Annotated in this window: 25 protein-coding genes and 1 tRNA gene; 12 read left to right on the top strand and 14 right to left on the bottom strand. The window is 73.0% G+C overall.

The window, feature by feature from the left end; genetic code table 11:
- Nucleotides 1-100: 100 nt before the first annotated feature.
- Nucleotides 101-1201, bottom strand: coding sequence for an ABC transporter ATP-binding protein (locus tag AES38_RS11955; RefSeq protein ID WP_053775165.1), 1101 nt, complete (start codon nucleotides 1199-1201; stop codon nucleotides 101-103).
- A 314-nt stretch (nucleotides 1202-1515) separates the two neighbouring features.
- Between AES38_RS11955 and AES38_RS11950 the strand changes: the two genes are divergently transcribed.
- Entirely contained in the window at nucleotides 1516-2427 is a 912-nt protein-coding gene (locus tag AES38_RS11950) for a DsbA family protein (protein ID WP_053775164.1), read from the top strand.
- A gap of 41 nt (nucleotides 2428-2468) precedes the next feature.
- Nucleotides 2469-2541, top strand: a tRNA-Thr gene (locus tag AES38_RS11945).
- Nucleotides 2542-2562: 21 nt separating this feature from the next.
- On the opposite strand, the gene AES38_RS11940 is transcribed toward AES38_RS11945, so the two are convergent.
- Both AES38_RS11940 and msrB read right to left on the bottom strand, forming a co-directional pair.
- Nucleotides 2563-3156: a nitroreductase family protein gene (locus tag AES38_RS11940; protein ID WP_053775801.1), complete on the bottom strand. Its 594-nt coding sequence runs from the start codon at nucleotides 3154-3156 to the stop codon at nucleotides 2563-2565.
- A gap of 5 nt (nucleotides 3157-3161) precedes the next feature.
- Entirely contained in the window at nucleotides 3162-3563 is a 402-nt protein-coding gene (gene msrB, locus AES38_RS11935; RefSeq protein WP_043673531.1) for a peptide-methionine (R)-S-oxide reductase MsrB, read from the bottom strand.
- A 214-nt stretch (nucleotides 3564-3777) separates the two neighbouring features.
- On the opposite strand from msrB, the gene AES38_RS11930 reads away from it, so the two are divergent.
- The 4 genes from AES38_RS11930 to groL all read left to right on the top strand — a co-directional run bounded on the left by AES38_RS11930 (nucleotide 3778) and on the right by groL (nucleotide 6950).
- The gene (locus AES38_RS11930; protein ID WP_053775800.1) at nucleotides 3778-4101 is read left to right on the top strand and encodes a DUF3263 domain-containing protein; all 324 of its coding nucleotides are present in this window, start codon (nucleotides 3778-3780) and stop codon (nucleotides 4099-4101) included.
- Nucleotides 4102-4135: 34 nt separating this feature from the next.
- Nucleotides 4136-4708, top strand: coding sequence for a LytR C-terminal domain-containing protein (locus AES38_RS11925; RefSeq protein ID WP_053775163.1), 573 nt, complete (start codon nucleotides 4136-4138; stop codon nucleotides 4706-4708).
- Between the two features lie 213 nt (nucleotides 4709-4921).
- On the top strand, nucleotides 4922-5140 hold the full coding sequence (locus tag AES38_RS11920; RefSeq protein ID WP_053775162.1) for a cold-shock protein: 219 nt from the start codon (nucleotides 4922-4924) through the stop codon (nucleotides 5138-5140).
- A gap of 190 nt (nucleotides 5141-5330) precedes the next feature.
- Nucleotides 5331-6950 carry a chaperonin GroEL gene (groL, locus tag AES38_RS11915; protein WP_053775161.1) on the top strand — a complete coding sequence of 540 codons (1620 nt, stop codon included), beginning with the start codon at nucleotides 5331-5333 and terminating at the stop codon, nucleotides 6948-6950.
- Nucleotides 6951-7094: 144 nt separating this feature from the next.
- Here the strand turns inward: groL and AES38_RS11910 are convergent, their stop codons facing one another.
- The 7 genes from AES38_RS11910 to AES38_RS11885 form a co-directional block, all read right to left on the bottom strand.
- Nucleotides 7095-7385 carry a WXG100 family type VII secretion target gene (locus AES38_RS11910; RefSeq protein ID WP_043586029.1) on the bottom strand — a complete coding sequence of 97 codons (291 nt, stop codon included), beginning with the start codon at nucleotides 7383-7385 and terminating at the stop codon, nucleotides 7095-7097.
- A gap of 46 nt (nucleotides 7386-7431) precedes the next feature.
- Entirely contained in the window at nucleotides 7432-9192 is a 1761-nt protein-coding gene (locus tag AES38_RS11905) for a sensor histidine kinase (protein WP_053775160.1), read from the bottom strand.
- A gap of 117 nt (nucleotides 9193-9309) precedes the next feature.
- Nucleotides 9310-10002, bottom strand: a complete 693-nt coding sequence (locus AES38_RS11900) for a response regulator transcription factor (protein ID WP_012039163.1) — start codon at nucleotides 10000-10002, stop codon at nucleotides 9310-9312.
- Between the two features lie 76 nt (nucleotides 10003-10078).
- Nucleotides 10079-11719: a DNA repair helicase XPB gene (locus AES38_RS11895; RefSeq protein ID WP_043673547.1), complete on the bottom strand. Its 1641-nt coding sequence runs from the start codon at nucleotides 11717-11719 to the stop codon at nucleotides 10079-10081.
- Nucleotides 11720-11739: 20 nt separating this feature from the next.
- Nucleotides 11740-13161, bottom strand: a complete 1422-nt coding sequence (locus AES38_RS11890) for a helicase-associated domain-containing protein (protein WP_256998815.1) — start codon at nucleotides 13159-13161, stop codon at nucleotides 11740-11742.
- On the bottom strand, nucleotides 13044-13625 hold the full coding sequence (locus AES38_RS16370; protein WP_256998898.1) for a hypothetical protein: 582 nt from the start codon (nucleotides 13623-13625) through the stop codon (nucleotides 13044-13046). The genes AES38_RS11890 and AES38_RS16370 overlap by 118 nt, the downstream gene beginning before the upstream one ends.
- Before the next feature lie 10 nt (nucleotides 13626-13635).
- On the bottom strand, nucleotides 13636-13905 hold the full coding sequence (locus AES38_RS11885) for a hypothetical protein (RefSeq protein WP_053775159.1): 270 nt from the start codon (nucleotides 13903-13905) through the stop codon (nucleotides 13636-13638).
- Between the two features lie 158 nt (nucleotides 13906-14063).
- Here AES38_RS11885 and AES38_RS11880 point away from each other — a divergent pair, with 158 nt between their 5' ends.
- Complete coding sequence (locus AES38_RS11880; RefSeq protein ID WP_043673558.1) at nucleotides 14064-14447, top strand: cold-shock protein; 384 nt, start codon at nucleotides 14064-14066, stop codon at nucleotides 14445-14447.
- Entirely contained in the window at nucleotides 14440-15033 is a 594-nt protein-coding gene (locus tag AES38_RS11875; RefSeq protein ID WP_053775158.1) for a DUF3027 domain-containing protein, read from the top strand. Before AES38_RS11880 ends, AES38_RS11875 begins: the two co-directional genes overlap by 8 nt.
- A gap of 72 nt (nucleotides 15034-15105) precedes the next feature.
- Here the strand turns inward: AES38_RS11875 and serC are convergent, their stop codons facing one another.
- Nucleotides 15106-16224, bottom strand: coding sequence for a phosphoserine transaminase (gene serC / locus AES38_RS11870; RefSeq protein ID WP_053775157.1), 1119 nt, complete (start codon nucleotides 16222-16224; stop codon nucleotides 15106-15108).
- 109 nt (nucleotides 16225-16333) lie between these two features.
- Between serC and AES38_RS11865 the strand changes: the two genes are divergently transcribed.
- The 4 genes from AES38_RS11865 to AES38_RS11850 all read left to right on the top strand — a co-directional run bounded on the left by AES38_RS11865 (nucleotide 16334) and on the right by AES38_RS11850 (nucleotide 21262).
- Nucleotides 16334-17032: an iron-dependent transcriptional repressor DtxR gene (locus AES38_RS11865; protein ID WP_012039156.1), complete on the top strand. Its 699-nt coding sequence runs from the start codon at nucleotides 16334-16336 to the stop codon at nucleotides 17030-17032.
- 402 nt (nucleotides 17033-17434) lie between these two features.
- A complete protein-coding gene (locus AES38_RS11860) occupies nucleotides 17435-18274 on the top strand; it encodes a C40 family peptidase (RefSeq protein WP_244629169.1) in 840 nt (279 codons plus the stop codon).
- Nucleotides 18275-18634: 360 nt separating this feature from the next.
- Entirely contained in the window at nucleotides 18635-19132 is a 498-nt protein-coding gene (locus AES38_RS11855) for an HNH endonuclease (RefSeq protein WP_053775155.1), read from the top strand.
- A gap of 57 nt (nucleotides 19133-19189) precedes the next feature.
- Complete coding sequence (locus AES38_RS11850) at nucleotides 19190-21262, top strand: prolyl oligopeptidase family serine peptidase (protein ID WP_053775154.1); 2073 nt, start codon at nucleotides 19190-19192, stop codon at nucleotides 21260-21262.
- A 46-nt stretch (nucleotides 21263-21308) separates the two neighbouring features.
- Here the strand turns inward: AES38_RS11850 and AES38_RS11845 are convergent, their stop codons facing one another.
- From AES38_RS11845 to AES38_RS11835, 3 genes are all read right to left on the bottom strand, one after another.
- Nucleotides 21309-22082, bottom strand: coding sequence for an AfsR/SARP family transcriptional regulator (locus AES38_RS11845; RefSeq protein WP_053775153.1), 774 nt, complete (start codon nucleotides 22080-22082; stop codon nucleotides 21309-21311).
- A 232-nt stretch (nucleotides 22083-22314) separates the two neighbouring features.
- Nucleotides 22315-23667, bottom strand: a complete 1353-nt coding sequence (locus tag AES38_RS16085) for a hypothetical protein (RefSeq protein WP_053775152.1) — start codon at nucleotides 23665-23667, stop codon at nucleotides 22315-22317.
- Nucleotides 23668-23886: 219 nt separating this feature from the next.
- Complete coding sequence (locus tag AES38_RS11835; RefSeq protein ID WP_043673582.1) at nucleotides 23887-24237, bottom strand: histone-like nucleoid-structuring protein Lsr2; 351 nt, start codon at nucleotides 24235-24237, stop codon at nucleotides 23887-23889.
- Between the last annotated feature and the right edge of the window lie 231 nt (nucleotides 24238-24468).

Raw genomic sequence — 24468 nt, 5'->3', positions numbered from 1 at the left:
CTGCGACCCTACCCGACCGCGGAAACGCCGCTGCCGCGGCCCCCGGCGCTCCCGGCGAGGGGAGCGAGGGGACCGCGGCAGCGGTGGTGGACCGGATCGATCAGCTCGCGGCGACGGGCGCGTTGAGGCGGAGTCCGCTCTCGGCGTCGAACGCGTGGAGGTGGCCGGGCTGCGGCGTGATGAAGACGGTGTCGCCGGCGTTGGGGTGCAGGCGGCCGTCGACGCGCGCGACGAGGTCGGTGCGCTTGCCCTCGATGTCGGTGTGGCCGTAGAGGTAGCCGTCCGCGCCGAGCTCCTCGACGAGGTCCACCGTGACCGAGAGGCCCTGGCCCTGCGTCGTGGAGACCACGACGTCCTCGGGGCGGACGCCGATGGTGACCGAGCCGCCCGTGGCGTGCGAGAGCACGTCGCGCTCGACCGGCACCACGGCGGAGCCGAACTGCACGCCGCCGTCGACGACGTTCGCGGTGAAGAGGTTCATCGCGGGCGAGCCGATGAAGCCGGCCACGAACACGTTCTGCGGCTTCTCGTAGAGGTCGCGGGGCGTGCCGACCTGCTGCAGGACGCCGTCCTTGAGGACCGCGATGCGGTCGCCCATCGTGAGCGCCTCGGTCTGGTCGTGCGTGACGTAGACCGTGGTGACGCCGAGGCGGCGCTGGAGCGACGCGATCTGCGTGCGGGTCTGGACGCGGAGCTTGGCGTCGAGGTTCGACAGCGGCTCGTCCATGAGGAACACCTGCGGCTGGCGCACGATGGCGCGCCCCATGGCGACGCGCTGGCGCTGGCCGCCGGAGAGGGCCTTGGGCTTGCGGCTGAGGTAGGGCTCGAGGTCGAGGAGCTTGGCGGCCTCGAGGACGCGGGTGGCGCGCTCGTCCTTGCCGACGCCCGCGATCTTGAGCGCGAAGCCCATGTTCTCGGCCACCGTCATGTGCGGGTAGAGCGCGTAGTTCTGGAACACCATCGCGATGTCGCGGTCCTTCGGCGGCACGTCCGTGACGTTGCGGTCGCCGATGAAGATGTTGCCGTCGTTGACCTCCTCGAGGCCCGCGAGCATGCGGAGGGTGGTCGACTTGCCGCAGCCGGACGGGCCGACGAGGACGAGGAACTCGCCGTCCGCGACCTCGAGGTCGATCTGGTCGACGGCCGGGCGGGTGGAGCCCGGGTACAGGCGCGTGGCCTTGTCGAAAGTAACTGATGCCATTTCGGTGTTCTCCTTCACGGGCAGGTACGTGCCCGACGATCCGTTGTGATGGATGTGATGCTCATGGCTCATCGCTGTGGGCGACGACGACCACCCGATGAGTATTGCACGGGGGCAGGGGAGCGGGAAGCGCGCCATGATGCGGATCGGCGGCTATTCCTCACCTGGGGACGAGGCGGCCCGGACCTGTATCGTCGGCGGGACGACCTTCTCGACCCGGCCGCGTCACCGCTTTCCCAGACTGGCCGCCTAGAGTCCTGAGGTCGTGCGGGAGCCCGCCCGCGCCCGACATCCCATCCCCGGAGCGAGGATCCATGAGCAGCACGCCGCCCGCGCACGAACAGCACGGCGGTCATCGTCGACGCCGGGAGGCGGCGCGCGAGAAGGCCCGGCTCAACCGCATGAAGCAGCGACGTCGCGACGTCGCGGCGCGCGGCCTCGTCCGCGGCGGCATCGCGGTCGCCCTCGTCGCCGTGGTCGTCGTGGTGGGCCTCGTCGTCATGCAGGGCGCGCGGCCCGCGGGCCCCGGCCCGCAGAACATGGCGAGCGACGGGATCCTCATCGGCAAGGACCTCGCCGCCGCCCCCACGCAGGCGCTCGAGCCCGAGCAGGAGCCCGTCCCCGCGGCATCCCCGTCCGCCGGCGTCGCGCACATCCGCGTCTACGTCGACTACCTCTGCACCGCGTGCAAGGAGTTCCAGGACACCAACGGCGCGCAGATGGAGGGCTGGCTGCAGTCCGGCGCGGCCACCGTCGAGATCCACCCCGTCGCCATCCTCACGAGCAAGTCGCAGGCTTACTCCATGCGCGCGGCCAACGCCGCCGCCTGCGTGGCGGACTCCTCGCCCGACGACTTCTGGGCGTTCAACTCGGCGCTCTTCGCGGAGCAGCCGGCCGAGCAGAGCACCGGCCTGAGCGACGACCGCCTCGTCGAGCTCGCCTCGCAGGCGGGGGCCGCGTCCCCCGACGTCGCGAAGTGCGTGTCCGAGCAGCGCTTCCAGTCGTGGGTGAACTCCGCGACCGATCGCGTCCTCGACGGCAAGATCCCCGACTCCAACGTGGCGAAGGTCGTGGGCGCCCCCGTCATCGTCGTGGGCGACCGCCAGTACACGGGCCAGCCCGACGACGCGAAGGCGTTCGCGGCGTTCGTGCTCCAGGCCGCGGGTCAGGACGCGACGCCGACGCCGACTCCGGTGCCGTCCGAGACGCCGACCGCCGCTCCGTAGCGCGGCTCCTATGATGGATCGACGGCCCGCGAGGGCCGTCGGCCGGCCTGGCGCAATTGGTAGCGCACCGCACTTGTAATGCGGCGGTTACGGGTTCGAGTCCCGTGGCCGGCTCCGAATACGGGAGCCGACGGATCAGTCCAGGACCGTGATCATCCGCTCGCCGTCGACGGTCGAGCGGGGGCCCTTCCCGTCCGGCTCCACGTCGCCGACGTAGAGCCAGCCGAGGAGCTCCTCCCCGTCGCCGAGCCCGTGCATCCTGCGCACCGCGTCGCTGCGGGTGAGGGATCCGGTGCGCCAGAAGACGCCCCAGCCCTGCTCCTCGAGCAGCAGCGTGAGCGCATGGGCGACGCCCGCGGCGACCGCCTCCTGCTCCCAGTCCGGGACCTTGCGGCTCGGTGCGACGCACGCGACGACGGCGACGAGCAGGCTCGCCCGGTGGGTCTTCTTGCGGTGCTTGCCGGATCCGGGGTCTCCCGCCGCCTCGTCCATGGCGGCGCCGAGACGGTCGCGGGCGTCGCCGCGGATCTCGATGACCCGCCACGGCCGCAGGCCGCCGTGGTCGGCGAGCCGGGAGGCGGCCTCCACGAGGGGCACGAGGTCCTCGTGCGCGGGCGCGGCCTCGCCCACGGACGACCGCGAGCGCCGGCCGCGCAGCGCCTGGAGCACGGGTCCGGGGGTGCCGGGCCCGGACGGGTCGGCGTCGCCGCCCGCCCGATGCCGCGGCACGTCGGTCACTCCGCGGTGCGGAACGACATGGAGACCGAGTTCATGCAGAACCGGTCGCCGGTGGGGGTCTGCGGCGCGTCGTCGAAGACGTGCCCGAGGTGGGATCCGCAGCGGGCGCAGACGACCTCCACGCGCTTCATCCCGAGGCTGGTGTCCGTGTAGAGCTTGACCGCGTCGCTCTCCTTCGGCGCGTAGAAGCTCGGCCACCCGCAGTGGGAGTCGAACTTCGTGTCGCTCGTGAACAGCTCGGCGCCGCAGGCCTTGCAGCCGTACACGCCCGTGCGGTCCTCGTCCAGCAGCTCACCGGTCCAGGGGCGCTCGGTGGCCTGCTGGCGCAGCACCGCGTACTCCTCGGGGGAGAGCTCCTGACGCCACTGGTCGTCGGTCTTCTCGATCTCGTAGGCCATGGTGCGGGTCCTTTCTCGCTGGTCGATCCTAGGGGCGGCGTCCCAGCGCGCCTCCCTGGTCAACCGACGTGACGCTCCGCGGATTCCTCCATACGGGGAAGACACGGCCGGGCGCACGGGAGAGGGCGGCTGCCGCCGGGGCCGCCCGGGACGGGAGGGGACACCCCGTCCGCGTGCGCGGTGCGCCCAGGGAGGCGCACCTAGTATGTGGGGGATGTCGGGGAAGGAGGACGCCGTGGACCAGCGCGAGACCCACCCCGCGACCGCCCCGCTCGACGACCGCGCCCGCGCCGTCCTCGACTTCGAGCGCGACTGGACGCGTCACGCCGGCGCGAAGGAGGAGGCGATCCGCCAGGCCTTCGGCCTCTCCGCCACCCGCTACTACCAGCTGCTCGGCGCCCTGCTCGAGACGCGCGAGGCGCTCGCCTACGACCCCCTGCTCGTGGGGCGCCTCCTGCGCCTCCGCGAGACGCGCGCCGCGGCCCGCGCCGCCCGCGCCCTGCCCGCCGGTCTCGCGCACCGTCCGTCCGCGCGCTGACCCCGCGCCCCACCGAGGAGACACGAGACCCGCCATGCCCTCCCACGCTCCCGACCGCTTCGACGAGGTCCCCGGCGACCTGAGCCGCGTGGGCGCCCACCGTGCGCCGCGTCCCCGGCACCACCGCCTCCGCGTCTTCGCCTGGGCCGCCCTCGCCACGGGCCTCCTCGTCGGGCTCGGCGTCGTCGGCCTCTTCGTCATCGACGACCGGGTCTCGTTCACCGACATCATCCCGAGCGACTCCTCCTCCGCGGAGGCGACTCCTGCCGAGGTGCCCACCGCGGCACCGACGACCGTCCCCGGCATGGTCGTGACCGTCCTCAACGGCACGAAGACCTCCGGCCTCTCGGCCCGGGCCTCCACCGTGCTCGACAAGGCGGGCTGGAAGGTCGGGTCGCGCGCGAACGCCAGCACGTCGGACATCACCACCACGACGGTCTACTACTACGACGACGCGGACGAGGGCGCCGCACGCGGGCTCGCCGCGGCGCTGGGCGTGGGCGACGTGCAGCAGTCCGACCAGTTCCGTCCGGCGGAGGGCACGTCCGCCGCGACCGCGCCGCGGCTCACGGCGGTGCTCGGCTCCGACTACGCGGCGCGCGGCTAGCCCGGAGTCTCCGTAGGGCGTACGTGGAGGAACCGGACCGCGGATCCCCCTCCCTGGATATCGTGCTGCCTGGTCGCACGCCCGTCGCGTACCAGGTGCTGAACGCTGTGAGTTCCCGAGGGCGTGGCGCGGGGTCGATGCAGGGTCCCGCGGTCGACCCGGGGGTGGCGGCACCGCGCTCCCGACACCGCGCAGTCGCACATGGAGAAGCACATGGCCAACGGAACCGTGAAGTGGTTCAACGGGGAGAAGGGGTTCGGTTTCATCACCGTCGACCCCGTCGAGGGCGGACCGGCCCAGCAGGACGTCTTCGTCCACTACTCGGCGATCGAGATGTCCGGGTACAAGGTCCTGGAGGAGGGGCAGCGCGTGGCCTTCGAGATCGGCCAGGGCTCCAAGGGCCTGCAGGCCGAGAACGTCACGCTGGCCTAGGGGGCATCACCACGACGCCGTCGCCCGGGAGGGCGGCGGCGTCGTGACGTCCACGCCGGGATGCTCGGGGCTGTGAGCGGCTCGCTTGCACTCCCGTAGGGCGAGTGCCAGAATCGTCCCTGGCACTCCCTCACGGGGAGTGCTAGACGACTGCCTTTTTCCTGACGTCCGGGAGGGACGAGAGATACACATGGCTAAGATCATCGCTTTTGACGAAGAAGCCCGCCGCGGCCTCGAGCGCGGCCTGAACATCCTGGCCGACGCGGTCCGCGTGACCCTCGGCCCGCGTGGCCGCAACGTCGTCCTGGAGAAGAAGTGGGGCGCCCCCACCATCACGAACGACGGCGTGTCCATCGCCAAGGAGATCGAGCTCGACGACCCGTTCGAGAAGATCGGCGCGGAGCTCGTCAAGGAGGTCGCCAAGAAGACCGACGACGTCGCCGGTGACGGCACGACCACCGCGACCGTCCTCGCGCAGGCGCTGGTCCGCGAGGGCCTCCGCAACGTCGCCGCGGGCGCCGACCCCATCAGCCTCAAGCGCGGCATCGAGAAGGCCGTCGCGGCCGTCACGGAGGAGCTCAAGTCCGCCGCGAAGGAGATCGAGACCAAGGAGGAGATCGCCGCCACCGCGTCCATCTCCGCCGGCGACTCCACCATCGGCGCCATCATCGCCGAGGCGATCGACAAGGTCGGCAAGGAGGGCGTCGTCACCGTCGAGGAGTCGAACACCTTCGGCACCGAGCTCGAGCTCACCGAGGGCATGCGCTTCGACAAGGGCTACCTGTCGCAGTACTTCGTGACCGACCCCGAGCGCCAGGAGGCCGTGTTCGAGGACGCGTACATCCTGATCGTCAACTCGAAGATCTCGAACATCAAGGACCTGCTGCCGATCGTCGACAAGGTCATCCAGTCGGGCAAGCAGCTCCTCATCATCGCGGAGGACGTCGACGGCGAGGCCCTGGCCACGCTCGTCGTCAACAAGATCCGCGGCATCTTCAAGTCGGTCGCCGTGAAGGCCCCCGGCTTCGGCGACCGCCGCAAGGCGCAGCTGCAGGACATCGCCATCCTCACCGGTGGTCAGGTCATCGCCGAGGAGGTCGGCCTCAAGCTCGAGAACGTCACCCTCGACCTGCTCGGCACGGCCCGCAAGGTCGTCATCACCAAGGACGAGACCACGATCGTCGAGGGCGGCGGAGACGCCACCGAGATCGCGGCCCGCGTGCAGCAGATCCGCAACGAGATCGGCAACACGGACAGCGACTACGACCGCGAGAAGCTCCAGGAGCGCCTCGCGAAGCTGGCCGGCGGCGTCGCCGTCATCAAGGCCGGCGCCGCGACCGAGGTGGAGCTCAAGGAGCGCAAGCACCGCATCGAGGACGCCGTCCGCAACGCGAAGGCCGCCGTCGAGGAGGGCATCGTCGCCGGTGGTGGCGTCGCCCTCATCCAGGCCGGCAAGCTCGCGTTCGAGAAGCTCCAGCTCGAGGGCGACGAGGCCACCGGCGCGAACATCGTCCGCGTCGCGGTCGACGCCCCGCTCAAGCAGATCGCGATCAACGCGGGCCTCGAGCCCGGTGTCGTCGCCGAGCGCGTCCGCAACCTCCCCTCGGGTCACGGCCTCAACGCCGCCACGGGTGAGTACGTCGACATGCTGGCCGCGGGCATCAACGACCCGGTGAAGGTCACGCGCTCGGCGCTGCTGAACGCCGCGTCCATCGCCGGTCTGTTCCTCACGACCGAGGCGGTCGTCGCCGACAAGCCCGAGAAGAACCCGGCCCCGGCCGGCGACCCCACGGGTGGCATGGACTTCTAGTCCGACCGGGCGGGAGCGCCAGCGCTCCCGCCCACCTGCATGACCAGTACGACCTGTACGACGAAGCGGGCGGTCCCTCACCGGGGCCGCCCGCTTCGTCGTGCTCGCGCCTCCCCGACCGCGTGGGCCGGAGGGGCGCCTGGCCTAGTGCGCGAACATGCGGGCGTTGCCCTCCTCCACCTCCGCGTACTGCCGGGCGGCGGCGCTCAGCGCCTGGTTGATGCTCGCCAGCGCCTCCTCCACGCGCTGCTGCGTGCCCTTCCACTCGGCGACGACGCCCTGGAACGCCGTGGCGGCGCTGCCGGACCACGACCCCTGCAGGTCGGCGAGCTGGCCGTGGAGGCCCGCCACCTCCGCCTGGATGCGGCCGATGCTGCCCTGCACGGCGGCCGTGGCCGACAGGACGGCCTCGCTGTCCACCTGGTACCTCGTCATGCGTCTCCTCCTTCTCGTCGTGGGACGAGCGGAGACTAGGCCGGGCTCAGGACGCGGGCGCTGCCGGGGTCGGGGGCGTGGAGCGGGCGGAGGCCTCGGGGCTGGGGAGGAGGGGGAGGATCACGCGGAAGGTCGCGCCGCCGCCCTCGGTCTCCACGACGTCGACGCGGCCGCGGTGGGCGGCGACGATGGCGGACACGATGGCGAGGCCCAGGCCGCTGCCGCCGGTCTCGCGGGTGCGCGAGGTGTCGGCGCGCCAGAAGCGCTGGAAGATCTTCTCCCGGATCTGCGGGGGCACGCCGTCGCCGTGGTCGCGGACCTCGATGCGCGCCTCGCGCGCGGTCTCGTCCACGACGGTGGCGAGCTCGATGGGGCTGCCCGCGGGTGTGAAGCGCACGGCGTTCCCGATGAGGTTCGTCACGACCTGGCGGATCTTGTTCTCCTCCGCCGAGACCATCGCGACGCCCTCCGCGACCGCAGGGGCGTCGCCGTCGCCCGCGCGCAGCGGGGCGAGCGCATCCGTGGCCGTGTCGCCCGGGCGTCGCGAACGGCGGGAGCGGAACCGGGAGAGGGTCGCGCCCGCGAACGCGATCGGTCCCGTCACATCGCTCCCGGAAGCGGTGCCCGTGCTCCGCAGCGACTCCGGCGACATCTCCTGCGTCGGCTCGAGGCCGTCGGCGTCGAGGACCGGCCCGACGGGGTTCACGAGGACGGGCGGCAGCGCGGTCACGGTGCGCGTCTGCGAGGACGCCATCGCGTCGAGGGCCGCGTCGCGCGCGATGGGGTAGAGGTCCACGGGCGCGAGCTGCAGCGGCTTGGTCTCGTCGAGGCGCGCGAGCTCCAGCAGGTCCTCGACGAGGCCGCCCATCCGGATGGCCTCCTTCTCGATGCGCTCCATGGCCTGCGAGACGTCCTCGGGCGTCTGCAGCGCGCCCATCCGGTACAGCTCGGCGTACCCGCGGACGGACACCAGGGGCGTGCGCAGCTCGTGGCTGGCGTCGCCGACGAAGCGGCGCATCTGGTCGATGGTCTTCGCGCGGTCGGCGAAGGCGCGGTCGATGCGGCTGAGCATCATGTTGAGGGAGCGGTTGAGCCGCCCGACCTCGGTGTTCGGGGTCGCGCCTCCGAGCCGCTGGCTGAAGTCGCCGCCGGCGATGGCGGCCGCGGTGCGCTCCACCTCGCGGAGCGGACCGAACGTGCTGGTCACGAGCATGCGCGTGACGGCGGCGCCGAGCACGACCACGGCGAGGCCGAAGCTCGCGAAGATCACGATGTACGTCGCGACGAGGGCGTCGACCTCCTCGAGCGGCCGCGCGACCACGAGGGTGGAGTACTCGTTCGAGTTCGGCCCGGTGTTCTGCGAGACGCGGACGATGCCGTGCCAGCTGTTCTTCCCGGAGTTGTCGGAGAACCCGACGATCTGGTCGTTGAGCTGCGACGCCCGGGCGAGGTCGAGGCCGAAGACGCGCGGGTGCTTGGCGGCGTCGCCCGTCCAGTTGTCCGCGATGACGTCGCCGTCCGCGTCGAGGAGGACCACGAACCACTGCGGGTTCGCGCCCTCGACGTCCGCCGCCGTGAAGGTGTCCGGCTGCGACGGGTCCGTGTCGAGGACCTTGGGGAGCTGGTTGATGGCGATGGAGAGCTGGCCGTCGAGCTGCGTCACCATCTGCTGCCGCAGCAGGTACATGGTGCCCGCGCCGGAGACGAGGAGGCCGAGGAGCAGGAGGAGGACCGTGACGCCCGTGATCTTGGTGCGCAGGGAGACGTTGTTCCACTTCTCCGAGACGTAGTCGTGCACTGGCCGCACCTCGTGTTCCGTCATGGTGACCGTGTCCCATGAGGATAGGCGACGCCGGATGTGGGATCGGCCGGGCGCCCAGCGGGCGTCCGGCCGATCAGGCGGTGCGGGCTCGCGCCCGGGGGATCAGGACTTGGCGGCCTTGAGCATGTAGCCGAAGCCGCGCTTGGTCTGGATGACGGGCTCGGAGGAGTGCTGGTCGAGCTTGCGGCGGAGGTAGGAGATGTACGACTCGACGATGCCCGCGTCGCCGTTGAAGTCGTACTCCCACACGTGGTCGAGGATCTGCGCCTTCGAGAGCACGCGGTTCGGGTTGAGCATGAGGTAGCGGAGGAGCTTGAACTCCGTGGGGCTCAGCTCGATCGGCTCCTCGCCGACGAGGACCTCGTGCGTGTCCTGGTCCATGGTGAGCTCGCCCGCGCGGATGATCGCGTCCTCGTCCGCGTGCATCGTGCGGCGGAGGATGGCCTTGATGCGGGCCACGATCTCGTCGAGGCTGAACGGCTTCGTGACGTAGTCGTCGCCGCCGACCGTGAGGCCCGTGATCTTGTCCTCGGTGTCGTCCTTCGCGGTGAGGAAGAGGATCGGCGCGGTGTACCCGGCGGCGCGGAGGCGCTTGGTGACGCCGAAGCCGTTCATGTCGGGAAGCATCACGTCGAGGATGATGAGGTCGGGCTCCTCCTCGAGGACGGCCGAGATGGCCTGGGCGCCGTTGCCGACGGCACGGACCGCGAACCCGGCGAACCGGAGGCTCGTGGTCAGCAGGTCGCGGATGTTGGGCTCGTCATCGACGATAAGGATCTTCGGGCCATCGCTCATGGGATGAAGTATCTGCGCGCTCGCTGGGAGCCGCCTGGACGCGTGTGACCGGCTCTCGGGACGACCGATCCGGGGATCAGGCGGCGATGCCGGCGGCGTCGAGGATCGTGTACGCGTACCCCTGCTCGGCGAGGAACCGCTGGCGGTTCTGCGCGAAGTCCTGGTCGACGGTGTCGCGGGAGACGAGCGTGTAGAAGCTCGCCGACAGGCCGGACGCCTCCGGGCGGAGCAGGCGGCCGAGGCGCTGGGCCTCCTCCTGGCGCGACCCGAACGAGCCGGACACCTGGATCGCGACGGTCGCGTCCGGCAGGTCGACCGAGAAGTTCGCGACCTTGCTCACCACGAGCACGCGCTCCGTGCCGTCGCGGAACGCCTGGTACAGCCGCTCGCGCTCGGCGACGGGCGTGGCGCCCGTGAGCTTCGGGGCGCCCAGCGCCTCGGAGAGCTCGTCGATCTGCTCCAGGTACTGGCCGATCACGAGGATGCTCTCGCCGCGGTGCCGTTCGACCAGCGCGCGCGTCACGTCGAGCTTCGCGGGCGCGGTCGCGGCGAGGCGGTAGCGCTCGTCGTCGGCAGCGGCGGCGTAGACGAGGCGCTCGTCGTCGGGCAGGTCGATGCGCACCTCGAAGCACTCCGCGGGGGAGATGAAGCCCTGGGCCTCGATCTCCTTCCACGGCGCGTCGAACCGCTTCGGCCCGATGAGGCTGAAGACGTCGCCCTCGCGGCCGTCCTCCCGCACGAGCGTGGCGGTGAGGCCGAGGCGGCGGCGGGCCTGCAGGTCGGCCGTCAGCTTGAAGACCGGAGCGGGCAGCAGGTGTACCTCGTCGTAGACGACGAGGCCCCAGTCGAGCGCGTCGAGGAGCGCCAGGTGGGCGTACTCGCCCTTCCTCTTGGCCGTGAGGATCTGGTAGGTCGCGATGGTGACGGGCTTGACCTCCCGGGACTGGCCCGAGTACTCGCCGATCTCGTCCTCCGTGAGCGTGGTGCGCTTCAGCAGCTCGGTGCGCCACTGGCGGGCGGAGACCGTGTTGGTCACGAGGATCAGCGTCGTCGTCTTGGCGCGCGCCATCGCGGCGGCGCCGACGAGCGTCTTGCCGGCGCCGCAGGGGAGGACGACCACGCCGGATCCGCCGTCGAGGAAGTGCTCGACCGCGTCCGCCTGGTAGTCGCGCAGGGTCCAGCCGTCCTGCGTGAGGTCCATGTCGTGCGGCGTGCCCGGGGTGTAGCCGGCGAGGTCCTCGGCGGGCCATCCGATCTTCACCAGCTCCTGCTTGAGCTGGCCGCGCGCCCACGCCTGCACCCGGTACGTGGAGGCGTCGACGCGCTCGGTCAGCAGGGGTGCGATGCGGCGCGAGCTCGCGACCTCGGAGAGGACGGCGGACTCGGTGCTCGAGATCCGCAGCTCGCCCTCGTCGTCGCGTCCGATGACGAGGCGGCCGTAGCGGCCCACGGTGTCGGTGACGTCCGCCGTGACGGACTGCGGGACGGGGAAGCGGGAGTAGCGCTCGAGCGTCGCCAGCATGTCCGCGGCCGTGTGGCCGGCGGCCCGCGCGTTCCAGAGGCCGAGCCGGGTGATCCGGTACGTGTGGATGTGCTCCGGCGCCCGCTCCAGCTCGGCGAAGACGGCGAGGTCGTGCCGGGCGTCCTCGGCGTCCGCGTGGGCCACCTCGAGGAGGACGGTGCGGTCGCTCTGGACGATGAGGGGGCCGTCGGACATGCCCGCCAGCCTAGGCGCGCTCACCCGGCCGTCGGCCCGGGGGAGAGGGAGACGATGCTCGACAGGGGGAGGGTGCGCTCGACGTCGGCCACGCGATCGCGGGCGCGCAGGCGGCCGCCGGACACGCTGGCGGGCTCGAGGACGTGGTCCACCTCGCGGCCGTCGGGCATGCGGACGCGGACGCGGAGAGCGGCCTTGGCGCGGATCGCGACCTCGAGCTGGCGAGCCGTCCATGCGGCGCCGTCGTCGGGCCCGTCGGCGGCACGGACGCGGGCGACGAGCGCCTCCGCGGCGTCCGGCTCGGGATCCCGGGCGGGGTCGGGCGCCGAGTGCGTCCGGGGAGCGGGGGCGACGCGGCGTCCCTCGGCGTCCTCGCGGACCGGTCCGAGGCGCGCGGCCGCGAGGGCGCGTTCGACGGCGTCGGGCGATGCGGGCGACACCAGCACGCCGTCGCCGGCGCGCACGAGCCGCAGGGGAGCCAGGTCGCGGTCGACCAGCAGGGTGGCGAGGAGCGGCGCGTCCTCGGAGACGACGGCGGTCCGCGCGTCCGGCGTGGACCCGGCGGGTACGGCCGGGCGGATGCGGAGTCGCCCGAAGCGCGTCCCGGTCTCCGTGAGCAGGTAGTCGAGCGGCTGTGGGACGCCCGTCAGCGAGATGCCGGCGAGGAAGGAGCGGATGCCGTCGACCGTGTGGCCCGCCGCGAGGGCGCGCGAGACGGATGCGGCCGAGATGCGGTAGCTCGCGGCGAGGCCCCGGCCCTCGGGGTCCGCGACGGCGAGGAGGCGCGACTCGACGGCGGGATCCAGCGGGCCGGGCGAGACGACCGACAGGTCGTGCTGGAGGTAGACCCGGTCGACCTCGGCCGGGAGGTGCGGCGCGAGGGCGGCGGCCGCCGCGTCGGCGCCGACGGTGAGGAGCGCGCGGCCGGCGGAGCTCGGGACGTCGCCCGTGGTGATGCCGAGGAGGCCCGCGTCCCGTGTGAAGAGGGTCACGCGCTCGCCGATCCACGTGGATCCGCCGGGGAAGCGCCAGAGGACGCCCTCGAGGAGGCCGGCGCCCCAGGAGGCGTCGGCGCGCTCGGCGAGGATCCCGCGGGTGGCGGGCGCGAGCGCGTCCAGCCACGAGGCGGCCAGCGCCTCCCAGCGTTCGGCTGTCGGACGTGCGGACCAGGCGGCGGCCCCGGCCGCGACGGACCACGTGCGGCCGGCCTGCGCGACGAGGCCGGCGCGGGCGGCGATGGCGAGGACGACCGGCACGTCGTCGAGGTCGGCGCCGAGCGCGGCCGCGAGTCGGCGTGCGTCGGGGAGGGACATGCCGCCGCGGCTCAGCTCGCGGGCGGGCTCCCGTGCGAGCTCGTCGAGGAGGGCGGCGACGGCGACCACGGAGCGGAAGGCGCTCTCGCCCGCGCGCCCGTCGACCTCGTCCGGGTCGACGCGGGGCACGGCGGCGAGGGGAGCGGGGGATCCAGGCGGGCGAGCTCGTCGGTCCCGGGCCGCCCGTCCGCGGGCCATGTCGCCAGGGCGGTGGCGACCTCGGGGTGCGTGGTGATCCCGCCCGCGTCGAGGTCGGCGAGCAGCGTGGCCGCCGCCCGCGCTGCGGCGTCGGCGAGCTCGTCCGGGTCGCGCGGATCCTCGCCCGACCGGCGGGCGACGGCGTCGCGGACGGCCTCGAGCGGGATCCGGCCCACCGTGGCGCCCTCCGCCGCGGCGACGGCGAGCACGGCCAGGGCCGTGCGGTCGAGCTGCTCGAGGGCCCGGGCCACCGCATCCGCTGCGAGGACGGCGTCCGCCAGGTCGAACAGGTCGGCCACCCGGGCGGCGTCGACGCCGCGGTCGCGCACGAGGGCGGCGAGCGACCCGTCGTCCAGTGCGCGCAGGCGGGACGCGAGCACGATGGCGTCGGTCATGGTCGTCCCGCTAGCGGGACGTGCCGTCCATGCGGCGACGGCGACGGACGCTGATGACCAGGATCGCGATGAAGAGGAGCGCGGCGATCGGGATGCCGACGGCCGGGAGGAGCAGGATGACCTGCCAGAGCGGGGTGCTGTACTGCGACGCGTCGACCGCGACGAGGGGCGCCAGCAGGATCGCGAGGATGCTCAGCACGGCGACCAGCAGGATCCCGGCGAGCATGTACGCGAGGATGCGCTCGGCCCGTCCCTCGCTCGGTGCGGTCTCGGATGCCATCCGCCCAGACTACGCCGTGGCACGCGCCCGGGCGCGTCGCACGGGACGTCCGGCGCGACGGCCCACGACGCCGCCCCCGGGCGCGCGGGGTCCCGGCGAATAGACTGGACCGCCCACCAGCACATCGAGCCCCTCCCGGGGCGAGGGAAGAGGATCGCATGCCCACCGGCAAGGTGAAGTTCTACGACGAGGACAAGGGGTTCGGGTTCATCAGCTCGGACGACGGCCAGGAGGTCTTCCTGCACGCGTCGGCCCTGCCCTCGGGCGTCGCCGGCGTGAAGGCCGGCACCCGGCTCGAGTTCGGCATCGCCGACGGGAAGCGCGGCGCACAGGCGCTCTCGGCGCGGATCCTCGACGCCCCGCCTTCCCTCGTCCGCATGTCCCGCAAGCCCGCCGACGACATGGCCGTCATCGTCGAGGACCTCGTGAAGGTGCTCGACGGGATCGGCGCCAACCTCAAGCGCGGCCGGTACCCGGACGACGCCCACAGCCGGAAGATCGCGGCGCTGCTGCGCCGGGTCGCGGAGGAGCTCGATGCCTGATCACGATGACGACGTGACGACGACGGACGGGAGCGGCGCGGAGCCGACGACCGTGGACGACGCGACCGCTCCGGACGCGACCGCCGATGTCGAGCCCGCCGTCCCCGATATCGAGCTGCTCGCGGCCGTGGACCTGGCGCGCGCGGCGCTGCTCGAGATCACGCCGGCCGACACGGTCGGCGAGCCCGCCGGGTCGATCGTGGAGGGCGACCGCCTGCTGTCGCTCCTGTTCGCGAACACCATGGCGGGCTACCCCGGCTGGTTCTGGACGGTGACGCTGGCCCGTGTCGACGACGCCGCCCCGACCGTGCTCGAGGCCGAGCTCATGCCGGGCGAGGGCGCCCTGCTCTCGCCGGAGTGGCTGCCCTGGTCCGATCGGCTGGCCGGCATCGAGGCCGATCAGGAGGCGGAGCGGATCGCGGCGGAGTCCGACCACGACGACGACGATGACGACGAGGACGACCCCGCGGAGGACGCGGACGACGTCCTCGACGGCGTCGACTTCGAGGCCGCGCCGTCCGAGGACGACGACGACGATGACGACGACGACGACGACGACACGAGCTTCGACGGCGCCGATCGCTGACCCGCGCACCGCATGACGACGGCGGCGGCCCCCGAGGGGACCGCCGCCGTCGTCGTCTCCGGGGGGGGGGCGTCAGCCCGCGCCCTGCTCCACCACGAACTCGATGCAGCGCACGAGCGCCCGCACGTCGTCCGGCTCGATGGCCGTGAAGGTGGCGACGCGCAGCTGGTTGCGCCCGAGCTTCCGATAGGGCTCCGTGTCGACGACGCCGTTCGCGCGGAGGGTCCTGGCGATGGCGGCCGCGTCGATCGACTCGTCGAAGTCCATCGTCACCACCACCTGCGAGCGGTGCGCCGGATCCGTCACGAAGGGCCGCGCGTACCCCACCCGCTCCGCCCACTCGTAGAGGACGGAGGACGACTCGCGCGTGCGGGCGTCCGCCCAGGCGAGGCCGCCGGCGCGCTCGATCCAGTCGAGCTGGTCCTCGAGCATGAGGAGCGTCGCGAGCGCCGGGGTGTTCAGCGTCTGGTCCAGCCGCGAGTTGTCCACGGCGTTCTTGAGGCTGAGGAACTCGGGGATCCACCGGCCGGACGCCGCGATGCGATCGACCCGCTCGAGGGCGGCGGGGGAGAAGAGGGCGAGCCAGACGCCGCCGTCGCTCGCGAGGTTCTTCTGCGGCGCGAAGTAGTAGACGTCGGCCTCGGTCGCCTCGAAGTCGATGCCGCCGGCCGCGCTCGTGGCGTCGACGACCGTCAGCGCGCCCGCGTCACCGTGCACGCGGGTGACGGGCGCCATGACCCCCGTGGAGGTCTCGTTGTGCGGCCACGCGTAGACGTCGACGCCCTCGACGGGGCTCGCGGTGGCGCGGCTGCCGGGCTCGGCGCGGATCACGTCCGGCGCCTCGAGGAAGGGCGCCGCGGCGGCCTTCGCGAACTTGCCGCCGAACTCGCCGAAGACGAGGTTCTGGCTGCGGCGCTCGATGAGGGAGAAGGCCGCGGCGTCCCAGAACGCGGTGGACCCGCCGTTGCCCAGCACGACCTCGTAGCCGTCGGGGAGGCGGAAGAGCCGGGACAGCCCGGCGCGCACGCGGCCCACCATCTCCTTGACGGGCGCCTGGCGGTGGGACGTGCCGAGGATCTGCGCGCCCGCGAGCGCGAGGTGGTCGAGCTGCGCCTGACGCACCTTGGACGGCCCGCAGCCGAATCGTCCGTCGAGGGGCAGCAGTTCGGTGGGGATCTTCGTGGTCGGCATGCGGCAATGGTAGGGGACCGCCTCCGGCCGCCCCGGGCCCGCCACCCATCTCGCGCCGGTCATCCCGCACCCGGGGAAGTAGGCTGTCGGCTGGCGCAAGGGAGGCCCGATGACTGATCTCGTGGACACGACGGAGATGTACCTCCGCACCATCCTCGACCTCGAGGAGGAGGCCATCGTGCCGCTGCGCGCGCGCATCTCCGAGCGCCTCGGGCACTCCGGGCCCACGGTCTCGCAGACCGTCGCCCGCATGGAGCGCGACGGCCTCGTCATCGTCAGCGGCGACCGGCACCTCGAGCTCACCCCGGAGGGCCGCAGCAAGGCCGTGCACGTGATGCGCAAGCACCGCCTGGCCGAGCGCCTGCTCAGCGACGTGATCGGCCTCGAGTGGGAGTTCGTCCACGACGAGGCCTGCCGCTGGGAGCACGTGATGAGCGAGCAGGTGGAGCGCAAGATCCTCGACCTGCTCGGCCACCCGACGGAGTCCCCGTACGGCAACCCGATCCCGGGGCTCGACGAGCTGGGCGACTCGCCCGCCGTCGCTTTCATGGCGGGCGTGGTGAGCATCGTCGAGGCGTCGCTCGGCACCACGGAGGACGCTCCCGCTCGCGGCGTGATCCGCCGCCTGGGCGAGCCCGTGCAGTTCGACCCCGAGCTCCTCTCGCAGCTCAAGCAGGCCGGCGTGCTGCCCGGTGCGACCGGATCCTTCTCGCGCGAGGGCGCGTACGTGCTCGTCCGCGTGGACGGCGCGGGGCCCGGGCTGGAGCTGCCGCTCGAGGTCGCGGGCCACATCTTCATCGAGCGCTGACGGCGGCGCGCGTCGGTCGACGCGGTCGGCGGATCCACAGGACCACCCCCGGAATGGGCACACGCCTCCGGCTCACCGTTCCCACCGGGGGTTCTGTCCCGCATCCGTCCCGAGGATGACGTCTGCCGTTATGGATTCGTTAGAAATATGGTCCCTCAGGATGACAAACGGGTGCCCGTCCCTTACTCTCGAACAGGCCCGACCGACCACCACAGAGGTTCCGGGCTCGATGCAGGGCGTCTCGACACCCGTCCCCTGCGTGTGTACCCCTCGACGACCTTGGAGGGACGGGGCGCCAGCATGTCCGGCGTCGAGACGCAGGAGGTTGACAACTTGGCCCATGGTGACATCAGCGGTTCCGTCGGGAACCCGTCCGACCCGACCCGACCGCCCGCACCCGGGATGGATCGCCTGCCCACTCGTCGCGAGCTCCGCGCCGCCGAGAGCGCCGCGGCCTTCCGCCCCCGTCGCGACTCCGCGACCCGCACGCTCCAGGCCCCCGCTCCTCGCCTGACCCCGGCCCCCGTCGGCCGCTCGCGCCGCACGAAGGCCGCCAACGCGGTCGTCATGACCTTCGTCACCGGCCTCGTGGGCGTCATGGCCATCCCCGCCTACGCGGCGGGCTCGCAGCTCGAGCACACCACGAGCGCCGAGGGCGTCTCGCTCCAGGACTACTCGGCCGCGAACGCGCAGGTCGTCACGGCCGACAACGCGTCGTCCGCCCCGGTCGAGGAGGAGGGCTTCACGGCCACCTCCGTCGCCGAGCTCAGCGCGCAGAAGGCCGCCGCCGCGCGGGCCGCGCTCGCCGAGCAGCGCCGCACGCAGCTCGCGTCCTCGGCCACGAGCTACACGGGCGAATCCGCCGACCAGCTCGCGCAGAACCCGATCTACCAGGGCACCTCCGCCAGCGGCGTCTCCGCCGTCGCGCGGCAGTACCTCGGCGTCCCCTACGTCTTCGGCGGCGAGACCCCCGCCGGCTTCGACTGCTCGGGCCTCGTCAAGTACGTCTTCGCCCAGTTCGGCCTCAACCTGCCGCACTCGGTGCGCGCGCAGCACAACGCCGGCACCGTCGTCTCCCGCGAGGACGCGCGCCCCGGCGACATCGTGGTGTGGAACGACTTCAGCCACGACGGCATCTACACCGGCAACGGCATCTTCATCGACGCGCCGAAGCCCGGCGACCACGTCAAGGAGCGCCCGATCTGGAGCACCAACGTGCACTTCGTCCGCCTCCTCGGCTGACACGGGCACCTGCACGACCCGCGACGGGCCGGCGGCACGCATCCTCGGATGCGCCGCCGGCCCTCGCTCATCCCCCGGGACAAACCGGGGTCGCTGGGCTACCCTGTGCGGTGAGACGTCCCTCGACCCGCCCGGGAGCCCCCATGACCACCGCACGCGACATCCGCACCATGGATGCGCACGTGCGGCACGGCCATCGGCACCATCCCCGGGTGGGCATCCACCTGGTCCACCCGAGCGGTCACCCGCTCTCCTAGAAGGCATCGCCGTTCCCTCGGCGGTGCCTTCGCGTGTTCCCGGGGGCGGGGACGACTCGTTCGGATGCCTGGAAGCCGTCCAGGCCGGTCTGAGAGGGATGTCGTGCGCACACTGGTACTCAACGCGGGCTTCGAGCCGCTCGCCGTCGTGTCGTTCAAGCGGGCCCTGGTGCTCGTGCTGAGCGGCAAGGCCACCATGCTCGCCCAGGACGAGGAGCACCCGATCCTCGGGAGCGGCGGTGCCTGGGGGCGTCCGTCCGTGATCCTCCTCACGCGGTACGTGCGGATCCCGCACGCGCGCCGGGTGCCGGTCTCGCGCCGCGGCGTCCTCCGGCGGGACGGGGGCCGGTGCGCGTACTGCGCACGGAACGCGACGACCATCGACCACGTGCTCCCGCGGTCGCGCGGTGGGAAGGACACGTGGGAGAACCTCGTGGCCTGCTGCCTGTCGTGCAACAACCGCAAGAGCGACCGCACGCCCGAGGAGATGGGGTGGACGCTCCGCACGTCGCCGCGGGCTCCGCAGGGCAGCGGCTGGGTCGTCAGCGGGATGGAGCGGCCCGCACCGGGCTGGGACGAGTTCCTCGCGCCCGCCGCCTGACCGTCCTGCCTCCCCGCTGGCGGCCAGGCGGCGACGGACCCTCCCTAGGCTGAGGGGATGACCGACGACGCTCGCGACACCTCGACCCCCGACGACCCGTTCCTCTGGCTGGAGGAGATCCACGGCGACCGCGCCCTCGCGTGGGTGCGGTCGCAGAACGAGCGGACGCTGGGGCGCTCGCCGGAGGGGTCGCGCGCCGGGCTCACGCACGAGCTGCTCGAGGTGCTGGAGTCGGACGAGCGGATCCCGTACGTGACGCGGCACGGCGAGCACCTCTACAACCTCTGGCGCGACGCCGAGCACGTGCAGGGCCTGTGGCGCCGGACGACCCTCGACGAGTACGAGGCGCCCGCGCCGGAATGGGAGGTGCTGCTCGACCTCGACGCGCTGGGGGCGGCCGAGGGGATCCCGTGGCAGTTCTCGCGCGCGCAGCTGCTGTCGCCCGAGCGCGACCGGGCGCTCGTGTCGCTCTCGCCCGACGGCGGCGACGCGGTGGCGGTCCGCGAGCTCGACCTCGGCACCGGCCGCTTCGTCGAGGGCGGCTTCGAGGTGCCGGTCGCGAAGACCATGGTGTCGTGGATCGACCGCGACACGGTGTTCGTGGGCACCGACTTCGGACCGGGCAGCCTCACCGAGAGCTCGTACGCGCGGACCGCGCGGCGCTGGAGCCGCGGCCAGGCGCTGGCGGACGCACCCGAGGTGCACGCCGTCGCCGCGACGGACATGCTCGTCCACGTCACGCACGACCCGACGCCCGGCTTCGAGCGCGACGTCGTGCGCGAGGTGCCCGACTTCTTCACGTCGCGCACGCTCCTGCTGACGGACGCGGGCACGGTTCCCATCGAGGTGCCGGAGGACGTGGACGTCGACCTGCACCGCGAGTGGCTCGTGCTGCGCCCGCGCACCGACACGGAGATCGGCGGCGTCGTGCACGCGGGCGGCTCGCTGCTGGCGGCGCGGCTCGACGACTTCCTCGCCGGATCGCGTGAGCTCGCCGTGCTGTTCGCGCCGACCTCGTCGCGCAGCCTCGAGGACTGGACGTGGACGGCGGGGCACCTGGTGCTGACGCTGCTCGAGGACGTGGCCAGCCGGATCCGCGTGCTCACGCCGCCCACCGCCGCCGGCCCCGCCGGGTGGCACGAGGAGGACGTGCGCGTGGGCACGCCGCTCGCGTCCGTCACCGTCGTCGCGACCGACCGCGAGACCGACGAGTACTGGCTCGCGGTGACCGGGTTCCTCACGCCGCCGACGCTCCTGCACGGGACCGTGGGGGAGGGCGCGCCGCGGCCCGTCAAGGAGCAGCCGGCGTCCTTCGACGCCCGGGGGCTCGAGGTCCAGCAGCACTTCGCCGTCTCCGACGACGGCACGCGCGTGCCCTACTTCCAGGTGGGGCCGCGCGACCTGCCGCTCGACGGATCCGCGCCGACGCTGCTCTCGGGCTACGGCGGCTTCGAGAACAGCCTGCTCCCCTCGTACAGCGGCGTCCGGGGGCGCGGCTGGCTGGCGCGCGGCGGCGTGTACGTGCTCGCCAACATCCGCGGCGGCGGCGAGTACGGACCGGCGTGGCACCGGGCGGCGCTGCGTCAGGACCGGCACCGGGCGTACGAGGACTTCGCCGCCGTCGCGCGCGACCTCGTGACGCGGGGCGTGACGGTGCCCGCCCGCCTCGGCTGCGAGGGCCGCAGCAACGGCGGCCTGCTGGTCGGCAACATGCTCACGACCTACCCGGAGCTCTTCGGCGCCGTGGTCTGCGGCGTGCCGCTGCTCGACATGCGGCGGTACACGCGGCTGTCGGCGGGGGCGTCGTGGATCGCGGAGTACGGGGATCCGGACGTGCCGTCGGACTGGGACTTCATCCGGACCTTCTCGCCGTACCACAACGTCCGCGCGGGGGTCGCGTACCCGCCGACGCTCGTCTACGCGGCCACGAGCGACGACCGGGTGGGCCCGGTGCAGGCGCGGAAGATGGTCGCGCTGCTGCACGAGACCGGCGTCGAGGACGCCTGGTACTTCGAGAACACGGCCGGCGGTCACGGCGGATCCGCGGACAACCCGGCGACGGCGCGGCTGCAGTCGCTGATCCACGCGTTCCTGTGGGAGCGGCTCGCGGGCGTGCGCATGGACGCCTGACGCGGGCGTGCCGGCGCGTCGGACGGGGCGGGCCGACGCCCCGCCGTCAGCTCCTGGCGCGCCCGGTGGGGGAGCCGGGGCGGGGCCGGAGGCCGGACACGAGGTCGGTGAGCAGCGCGGTCGGCTCCAGGCCCACCTCGCGGTCGAGGCGCGTGCGGTACATGGCGTAGGCGCGCAGGGCGTCCGACTGGTTCCCGGCGGCCACGTGCACGGCGATGAGGCGACGCTGGGCGGTCTCGCGGAGGGGATCCACGTCGATCGCGCGGCGGGCGGCCGACGCCGCCTCGTGCAGGCGCCCGCGGAGGAGGAGCGCCTCGGACTGGGCCTCGAGCGCGTTGACCCGCAGGTGGCGCCACTCCTCGGCCGCGGGCTCCAGCCAGGCGTCGAACCAGTCGGGCAGGAGGTTCTGGCTGAAGAGCTCGACGGCGTCCGGCGCGATGTCCGCGTCGTCCGGCTCCGACCTCCTCTGGTCGAGCAGACGGGCCGCGGTGGCGCGGGCCGTCCGCAGGTCCACCGCGACGGCCTCGTGCAGCATGAGCCCGCTGGAGGCGCTGTCGACGATCTCTCGGCCGCCGTCGCCGAGGCGGGCGATGGCCGATCGGAGGCTGGACTGCGCCCGGCCGTCGAGCGCGTCGGGCCAGAGCTGGGACGCGAGCGTGCCGCGATCGGCGGGGCGGGTGCGGATGGCGAGCGCGGCGATGAGGCGCCGGGTGCCGTCCGAGAGGGCGGCACCGCCGGGATCGCGGCCGGGCGAGGCGGATGCCGGATCGGTCCCGAGGCCGGCGATGCGGAAGCCGCCGAGCACGTCGACCTGGATCACGCGGGTCCTCCGGGGGAGCGCGACCGGCGCGCGCGGGAGGCGACGGGAGCGGTCGCGTGGCGCGCGGGACGGGAGGTCGTGCCGTGCGCCTGCTGATGCATCCGGCACCTCCGTCGCCACACCGTATCCGCTCGCCGCCGAAAGCCCACCATGGGGGTGCTTTTGGGGCCACGCGCGACGGATCCCCGACCGGCCGGCCGGTGGGGGATCCGTCAGGGGTGGAGCGGGGTGGCTACCGCTGGGCGGACCTGCGACGGGCGTGGATCCCGAGTCCCAGCGCACCGAGGACCAGGGCGGCGAGGCCCCAGCCGATCGTGGGCGTCGGGTCGTATCCGGTGACCGGGAGGGAGCCGCCCGGCGTGGTGCCGCCCGGGACGACGGGCGTCACGGGAGTGCGCGAGGGCGTGGGCGTCCCGGCGCTCGGCGTGGGCGTGCCGGCGGTCGGGGTCGGCGTGCCGACCGACGGCGTGGGCGTCGGGGCGGTCGCGGTGGGCGTCGGCGCGGTCGGCGTCGGCGTCGGCGCGGTGGCCGTCGGCGTGGGGACCGTGGGGGTCGGGATCGGAGCCGTGGGCGTGGGCGTCGGCGCGGTCGGCGTCGGGACCGGAGCCGTCGCGGTGGGCGTCGGGGCCGTCGGCGTGGGCGTGGGGGCTGTGGGCGTCGGCGTCGGAGCCGTGGGCGTCGGTGTCGGCGTCGGAGCCGTGGGCGTGGGCGTCGGGGCCGTGGGGGTGGGCACGGGCGCGGTCGGCTCGGTCGTGGGAGTCACCGTGGGCGTCACGGTGGGCGTCACGGTGGGCGTCGCCGTGGGGGTCGCGGTCGGCTCGGCCGTGGGCGTCGCCGTCGGCTCCGCCACCGCGGTGACGAAGTTGCTGATGTCCGTGCTGCAGGTGACCGTCGCGCCGCCGCCGTTGCCGGAGCCGTTGCACTGGTTGACCGTGACGAGGAGCGCGGAGGTGACGGTGGACGTCGGGACCGTGCAGGTCACGCGACCCGCGGCGCCCCCGCCGTTGCCGGAGCCGTTGCACTGGGTGACGTCGGCGCCCGTCGTGTTGGAGACGGGCGAGCAGGCCGTGCCGCCTGCCGCGCCGTCGGTCGCGGAGCCGATGCACTGGTTCACCGTGGCGGGCGTCGTGGTGCTCTCGCCGACGATGTTGTTGGTGATGTCCACGGTGCAGATCACATTGCTGCCGCCGCCGTTCGCGACGCCGTTGCACTGGTCGACCGCGGTGATGATGATGCCGTCGCGCTGCGAGACGGTCGTGGTGCAGAGGGGGGCCGCTCCTGCGGCGCCCGCGCACACCCGGGTGGTGACCGTCGAGGACCCGGTCTGCGTCGCGACGTTCAATTCGTTGACGACCGTCACGTCGCATTCGACCTGGTCGCCGCCGCCGTTCGGGGTGTCGTCGCACTGCGTCGTGGTGGTCGGGGATACGGCGGCGGACGCGGACTGGATCTGACCGGTCATGCCGACCACGGCGACGAGCGCGATGAGCGCGGCACCCGCGGAGGCGAGGAACCGCCCGCGGATCGGGCGGCGGGGACGGCGGGCGGGAATTGCGGTCCCGGGTGATGCGAGGTGTTTCGGCACGGTGCTCCTTCTTCCCGGCCAGACTGCTCGCGGCATCGCGACGGACCCGCGACGCGGGTGTGACGGCGGCGTGACGCGCGGCGCGCCGCGCTCCTCGCGCCCCGGCATTCCGGCACAAGGGAATTCCTTACGGGGTCCCCGCCGGACGACGAAGAGGGCCGATCCTGTGGCGGATCGGCCCTCTTCGTGGTGTTGCGCGTCGTGCGCGCGTCGTGTCGCCTACTTGTTGGCGCGGTACTCCTCGAGCAGGTCGGCCGAGATGCGGCCACGCTCGGAGACCTTGTGGCCGTGCTCGCGGAGCCACTCGCGGGCGGCGCCGAGGTCCTCCTTGGGGGCGCTCGACGAGGAGCGGCGCGTGCCGGACGAACGGCCGGTGGACGCGCGGCCGACGCGGCGGGCGCGGTCGACGTAGGTGTCCAGCGCCTCGCGCAGCTTCGCGGCGTTGGCGTCGCTCAGATCGATCTCGTAATTCACGCCGTCGAGCGCGAACGGGACGGTCTCGCCCTTTCCCTCTTCGATGACGACGCCGTCGATGTCGTCGACGAGCGTGGTGACAACCTTGCGAGCCACGTCTGTTCCTCTCATTGCAGGGGGTGCATCAGATGATGCGACGATGCCACGATACCCGTTCGACGACCCAATTCCGACATCTTGCGAGAATCGCACCCGGAAATCGCGGGAATCGACGTCGGTGGGGCCCGGCGGATACCGCGCGTCAGCCGGTCAGGGCGCATTCCCGCGCCAAGGCAGGTGATGCCGATCGCCTTTCCGGGACTTCCGCTCGAGGCGCGCGCGGCATAA

The sequence above is a fragment of the Clavibacter capsici genome (assembly GCF_001280205.1).
Classification (GTDB): Bacteria; Actinomycetota; Actinomycetes; order Actinomycetales; family Microbacteriaceae; genus Clavibacter; species Clavibacter capsici.
The sequence above is the reverse complement of the archived record's forward strand: the minus strand, read 5'-3'. Positions and strand labels throughout refer to the sequence as shown.

What these genes read in the sequence shown, in the direction of transcription:
- AES38_RS11920 (WP_053775162.1), top strand. Translation starts at nt 4,922, where the DNA reads ATGGCCAACGGAACCGTGAAGTGGTTCAACGGGGAGAAGGGGTTCGGT.
- AES38_RS11925 (WP_053775163.1), top strand. Translation starts at nt 4,136, where the DNA reads ATGCCCTCCCACGCTCCCGACCGCTTCGACGAGGTCCCCGGCGACCTG.
- AES38_RS11880 (WP_043673558.1), top strand. Translation starts at nt 14,064, where the DNA reads ATGCCCACCGGCAAGGTGAAGTTCTACGACGAGGACAAGGGGTTCGGG.
- AES38_RS11955 (WP_053775165.1), bottom strand. Translation starts at nt 1,201, where the DNA reads ATGGCATCAGTTACTTTCGACAAGGCCACGCGCCTGTACCCGGGCTCC.
- AES38_RS11865 (WP_012039156.1), top strand. Translation starts at nt 16,334, where the DNA reads ATGACTGATCTCGTGGACACGACGGAGATGTACCTCCGCACCATCCTC.
- AES38_RS11930 (WP_053775800.1), top strand. Translation starts at nt 3,778, where the DNA reads ATGTCGGGGAAGGAGGACGCCGTGGACCAGCGCGAGACCCACCCCGCG.
- AES38_RS11910 (WP_043586029.1), bottom strand. Translation starts at nt 7,385, where the DNA reads ATGACGAGGTACCAGGTGGACAGCGAGGCCGTCCTGTCGGCCACGGCC.
- AES38_RS11860 (WP_244629169.1), top strand. Translation starts at nt 17,435, where the DNA reads ATGGATCGCCTGCCCACTCGTCGCGAGCTCCGCGCCGCCGAGAGCGCC.
- AES38_RS11885 (WP_053775159.1), bottom strand. Translation starts at nt 13,905, where the DNA reads ATGGCATCCGAGACCGCACCGAGCGAGGGACGGGCCGAGCGCATCCTC.
- groL (WP_053775161.1), top strand. Translation starts at nt 5,331, where the DNA reads ATGGCTAAGATCATCGCTTTTGACGAAGAAGCCCGCCGCGGCCTCGAG.
- AES38_RS11875 (WP_053775158.1), top strand. Translation starts at nt 14,440, where the DNA reads ATGCCTGATCACGATGACGACGTGACGACGACGGACGGGAGCGGCGCG.
- AES38_RS11950 (WP_053775164.1), top strand. Translation starts at nt 1,516, where the DNA reads ATGAGCAGCACGCCGCCCGCGCACGAACAGCACGGCGGTCATCGTCGA.
- msrB (WP_043673531.1), bottom strand. Translation starts at nt 3,563, where the DNA reads ATGGCCTACGAGATCGAGAAGACCGACGACCAGTGGCGTCAGGAGCTC.
- AES38_RS11900 (WP_012039163.1), bottom strand. Translation starts at nt 10,002, where the DNA reads ATGAGCGATGGCCCGAAGATCCTTATCGTCGATGACGAGCCCAACATC.
- AES38_RS16370 (WP_256998898.1), bottom strand. Translation starts at nt 13,625, where the DNA reads ATGACCGACGCCATCGTGCTCGCGTCCCGCCTGCGCGCACTGGACGAC.
- AES38_RS11895 (WP_043673547.1), bottom strand. Translation starts at nt 11,719, where the DNA reads ATGTCCGACGGCCCCCTCATCGTCCAGAGCGACCGCACCGTCCTCCTC.
- AES38_RS11850 (WP_053775154.1), top strand. Translation starts at nt 19,190, where the DNA reads ATGACCGACGACGCTCGCGACACCTCGACCCCCGACGACCCGTTCCTC.
- serC (WP_053775157.1), bottom strand. Translation starts at nt 16,224, where the DNA reads ATGCCGACCACGAAGATCCCCACCGAACTGCTGCCCCTCGACGGACGA.